Below are 5212 nucleotides of genomic sequence, written 5' to 3'. Positions count from 1 at the left end.
CCGCAAGTGAATCTGTCGCAAATCTGCACCACATCTGACGGGTTCGGAGTATTTAGAAATGCCCTTTATAGAAAACGTACAGTTCCCGGCAAAATTGCTGCCGGCTGGGGCAATACAAAAGGAGCGGGAGGGAAAAGACATGCCGGAAAAATCTGTACGGTATGGTTGGTCCGCTTCTTCCGAAGAAGCGGTAAGAAGAATGTATTCATGTGAAACAATTGCTTCAAATGAGTATGGGTGTAGTATATCAGCCCATTGTGATTGGACCGTGAAAATTATCTGGAAGTTTTCTGAAAAGCAGGATAGGTGAGGGAAAATGTAAGGAAAACTGTAGGGGCGGATATCATCCGCCCGCTGTGTTCTCCACGAAAATATCCCATCGCATATCCCAAGACATGATTGTGCCTGTAACCGAATCCAACAGAAAAACGGTGTGATGTGGGCATCGCACCCTACAGACCACCACGAATTCCGTACAAATGGATTCCCCAGAATCTTGCACCCCATCATAAAAATGGTTTCTGTGGTTTCTGCAAAAAAATCCTTGCAAACAGCGGCGAACTGTGTTATAATAAAACATGTAATGTCATTTTTCAGAGGACGGTAAAGTCCTGTGAAAACAGAAATGGAGAAGTGTTTTTATGGAACGTCAGAACGATCGTGTTTCAGCAGCTGTATCGGATGCACTGCGCCGTCAGATTCAGTCCTATCTCTTTGCAGATCGGACTGTGGTGCGTGCCCATGTGCACAGCTTCGGCTGTCAGCTCAATGTGTCTGACGGCGAACGGATCCGGGGGATGCTGACCGGACTGGGCTTCACCCTGACGGATTCCTACGAGGATGCCGACCTGATCCTGTTCAACACCTGCGCTGTGCGGGAGAGTGCCGAGGATCGGGTCTATGGCATTCTGGGCAATATCAAACAGTACAAGACAAAAAATCCCCATCTCATTCTGGTACTCTGCGGCTGTATGGCTTCGGAGGAACACACAGCGGAATTCGTCCGCACCCACTATCCCTTTGTGGATATCGTATTCGGCACAGCGTCCCTGAGCCGGTTTCCCCAGCTTCTGCTGGAACATTTTCAGGGGAAGAAATTCGCCTGCGATATAGGGGAATATGACGCTATGTATGAGGGCATTGTTCCATCCCGGGAACATCCCTTCAAGGCAGCTGTTCCCGTCATGTTCGGCTGCAATAACTTCTGCACCTACTGCATCGTGCCCTACGTGAGAGGGCGGGAACGCAGCCGGAAACCGGAGCAGATTCTGGAGGAAGTACGCCAGCTGGTGCAGGACGGCTATAAGGAGATCATGCTTCTGGGACAGAATGTCAACTCCTACGGCAAGGATCTGGAGGAGCCTGTTTCCTTTGCGTCACTGCTGCGGCAGATCGACGAGATCCCCGGCGAATTCGTGGTGCGGTTCCTGTCCTCCCACCCGAAGGATGCTACGCCGGAGCTGCTGGATACTATCCTGAGCGGTGAGAAGATCGGACGCCATCTCCACCTGCCGGTACAGTGCGGCAGCGATGCTGTTCTGGCACAGATGAACCGGCGGTACACTGTGACACAGTATCTGGAAATTGTGGAGTATCTCCGGCAGCGTGACCCGGATTTTTCCCTGACCACGGATTTGATCGTGGGATTCCCCAACGAATCAGAAGCAGATTTTCAGGGCACACTGGATTTGGTGCGCCGGGTGCAGTATGATAATCTTTATACGTTTATTTATTCCAAACGCCGGGGCACAAAGGCGGCGGAGATCGTCGACCATACACCCGATGCCGAAAAGCGGCAGCGGATGGAACGCCTGCTGGCACTCCAGCGGGAGATCGCCACGGAACATTACAAGCGGTTTGTCGGCAGGACACTCCGTGTTCTGGTGGAGGGTGAGAGCAAGCGGAAGGGCTATCTCATGGGAAAGGACAAGGCGTTTATTATTGCGGAATTTCCCGGTGACCCGTCCCTCATCGGACAGTTTGTGGATGTCCGGGTGACCGATGCCCGAAACTGGGCAGTAGAAGGCGTTTTGGCAGCAGAGGAGGAGCTATCATGAATGCAGTTGAAGAAGCAGTACGCAATCTGGGAAAGGCGATTCAGGCTGACCCACGCTATACAGCATATCACGCAGCAAAGGCGGCAAATGACGGTGACGAGGCGTTGCAGGGGGATATCCAGGCATTCAACCTGAAGCGTATGTCCTACCAGCACGAAATGGAAAAGCCTGACGATCAGCGGGACAATGCAAAGATGCAGCAGCTGGAAGCACAGGTGCAGGAGATCTATGACCGTATCGTGGGAAATCCCCACATGGCTGCATTTCAGGCGGCAAAAGAGGCAATGGATGCCATGATGCAGGAGGTGGATCTGATCCTGACACTCTGCGCCAACGGCGAGGATCCTGATACCTGTCACCCGGATCTGTCCAATTGTACCGGGAACTGCGCATCCTGCGGCGGCTGTCACTGAGATACGTCCATACAGCAAGGAGATGAGGTGAAAGCATGAATCTGGCAGATATCCCCAAGGAAAAGCTGTCGCCGGGAATGCGGCAGTATGCAGAGATGAAAGAGAAGTACAGCGACTGCGTGGTATTTTTCCGCCTGGGCGACTTCTACGAAATGTTTTTCGAGGATGCCATTCAGGTATCCCGGGAGCTGGAACTGACGCTGACTAGTAAGGAATGCGGTCTGGAAGAACGTGCACCCATGTGCGGCGTGCCCTATCACAGCGTGGAACTGTACCTGAAACGTCTGGTAGACCGGGGTTATAAAATCGCCATCTGTGAGCAGCTTACGGATCCTGCCCTCAGCAAGGGGCTTGTGGAACGTGACGTGGTACGCATTGTGACACCGGGTACCGTCATTGAGAGCAGTATGCTGGAGGACGATTCCAATAACTATATGTGCTCCATGTACTACGGCAATGACGGCTCCTGTGCACTGTGCTTTGCCGATCTTTCCACAGGAGAGATGTCCCTGTGCGTCCCCCAGGAATCCAACGATTTAACGGTGCGTGTCATGGATACCCTGTCACGCTATTCTCCTTCGGAACTGGTTTTGAATGCCCAGGCGCTGTCTCTGAAACCGGTTATGGATTTCATCAAGGTACGCCTGCAATGCGCCGTTTCCCTGCGGGATGACGTATGCTTTGATCTCACACAGGGCAGGGAACTGATCTGTCAGCAGTTCGGCGTGCCGTCTCTGGAGATGCTGGGTATTTCGGAGGACGGTGCAGATGCCTGCGCTGTCTGCGGTATGCTGGACTATATCCGTGAGACACAGAAGCGGAATATTGCACGGTTTGTTTCCATTGAGGTCAACGACAGTGCAGCGGCAATGGGACTGGATCTGGGTGCTAGACGGAATCTGGAACTGACAGAGACCATCCGCAATAAGGAACGGAAAGGCTCACTCTTATGGCTGCTGGATGATGCCAGAACTGCCATGGGTAAGCGTCTTCTGAAAACCTGGCTGGAACAGCCCCTGGTACAGCCGGTGAAGATCATGGCACGGCTGGATGCCGTAGAGGCATTCGTGAAGAATAGCCTGGTACTCATGGAAGTCCGGTCGCTACTGGATAACGTTTATGACCTGGAACGCCTTATGACACGTGTGATCTACCAGAAGGCAACGCCCCGGGATCTGAAATCCCTGTCCATGACGGCACAGCAGCTCCCGGCACTGAAAGGGGAGTTGCAGAAGCTGTCCTCGTCCCGGCTGATCTCGTCCCTGGAACAGCAGATCTCACCCCTGGAACGTGCAGCGGCTCTGGTGGAAAATGCCATTGTGGATGATCCGCCCATTACTTTGAAAGACGGCGGCGTTATCCGGGATGGCTTTCATGAGGAACTGGATCGTCAGCGGAAGATCATGAACGGCGGTACCCAGATCATTGACGAGATTCTGCAGCGGGAACGGGATCGTACCGGCATCAAGGGCTTGAAGATCGGCTATAATCGAGTGTTCGGCTATTATCTGGAAGTGACACGGTCGTACTACGACCTGATCCCCTCGGATTATATCCGAAAGCAAACTCTCGCCAACAGCGAACGGTTTATTACCGAAGAACTGAAGAATGTGGAAAACGAGATTCTCGGCGCAAAGGATCGTGTGCTCCGGCTGGAAGAGGGTATCTTCAACGAAGTGCGGGATTGCCTGGGGGCAATGCTGAAAAGCGTACAGGAAACGGCGGCAGCTGTGGCACAGGTGGATGTACTTGCATCCTTTGCCAATGTTGCCATGGAAAACGATTATACCAAGCCGGAGATCGCTGTTGACGGCAGCATCCAGATCACTGCCGGACGGCATCCAGTGGTGGAACGTATGCTAACCGAGGAAGTCTTTGTGCCCAATGATACCTATCTGGACACCAAGTCCCAGCGAATGCTCATGATCACCGGACCGAATATGGCTGGTAAATCCACATATATGCGTCAGGTGGCACTGATTACCCTTATGGCGCAGATCGGTTCCTTTGTGCCGGCGGAATATGCGAAAATATCCGTGGTGGACAAGATCTTTACCCGTATCGGTGCATCGGACGATCTGACCGCCGGACAGAGTACCTTTATGGTGGAGATGAAAGAGGTCTCGGATATCCTGAACTATGCCACAAAGAACAGTCTTGTCATTCTGGACGAGGTGGGAAGAGGTACTTCCACGTTGGATGGCGTCAGCATTGCACGTGCTGTTGCGGAATACATCAGCAGCCGGAAAATCGGCTGCAAGACCTTATTTGCTACCCATTATCACGAACTTCTCGATCTGGAACAGGAAATCGACGGCGTGAAGAATTACAGCGTTGCCGTGAAGAAGCACGGAGACTCCATCCGTTTTCTGCGGAAGATCGTACCCGGCGGCGTGGACGACAGCTATGGTATTGCCGTAGCAAAGCTTGCCGGTCTGCCGGATCAGGTAGTAAAGCGTGCCAAACAGCTGCTGGCAGAGATGGAGGCACAGGCGGCATCGGGTGCAGGTGAGAAGCATGCCCAGTCCGGACAGATCAGCTTCGCTGCCATGCAGCAGGAACGTGTCATTGCCACCCTGCAAAAGACACATCTGGCAGAGCTGAGCGATGCAGAATGCCGGGAACTGCTGGCAGATCTGACAGCAATGCTGTCGTAATTGGAATGAGGAACGAGGCGTTAGGCATGCATAAGGTCACCTCTAAAAACCCGCTCACCCGTCATCTGCGGCGCATCTTTACGCC

Annotated in this window: 4 protein-coding genes; all 4 read left to right on the top strand. The window is 53.0% G+C overall.

The features are described from left to right. A partial coding sequence (locus tag Q0418_RS07425) for a hypothetical protein (RefSeq protein WP_298483508.1) occupies positions 1 to 213 on the top strand: 213 nt, incomplete at its 5' end. Positions 214 to 641: 428 nt separating this feature from the next. Then, entirely contained in the window at positions 642 to 2057 is a 1416-nt protein-coding gene (miaB, locus tag Q0418_RS07420; protein WP_298483507.1) for a tRNA (N6-isopentenyl adenosine(37)-C2)-methylthiotransferase MiaB, read from the top strand. Then, positions 2054 to 2470, top strand: coding sequence for a YlbF family regulator (locus Q0418_RS07415; protein WP_298483506.1), 417 nt, complete (start codon positions 2054 to 2056; stop codon positions 2468 to 2470). The genes miaB and Q0418_RS07415 overlap by 4 nt, the downstream gene beginning before the upstream one ends. A 35-nt stretch (positions 2471 to 2505) precedes the next feature. Continuing rightward, a complete protein-coding gene (mutS, locus tag Q0418_RS07410) occupies positions 2506 to 5127 on the top strand; it encodes a DNA mismatch repair protein MutS (protein WP_298483505.1) in 2622 nt (873 codons plus the stop codon). Positions 5128 to 5212 lie beyond the last annotated feature (85 nt).

The organism is uncultured Ruminococcus sp. (assembly GCF_937915125.1).
Classification (GTDB): Bacteria; Bacillota; Clostridia; order Oscillospirales; family Ruminococcaceae; genus Ruminococcus_C.
Note: the sequence above shows the minus strand (reverse complement) of the source record. Positions and strands in the feature narration are given on the sequence as shown.

What these genes read in the sequence shown, in the direction of transcription:
- mutS (WP_298483505.1), top strand. Translation starts at nt 2,506, where the DNA reads ATGAATCTGGCAGATATCCCCAAGGAAAAGCTGTCGCCGGGAATGCGG.
- miaB (WP_298483507.1), top strand. Translation starts at nt 642, where the DNA reads ATGGAACGTCAGAACGATCGTGTTTCAGCAGCTGTATCGGATGCACTG.
- Q0418_RS07415 (WP_298483506.1), top strand. Translation starts at nt 2,054, where the DNA reads ATGAATGCAGTTGAAGAAGCAGTACGCAATCTGGGAAAGGCGATTCAG.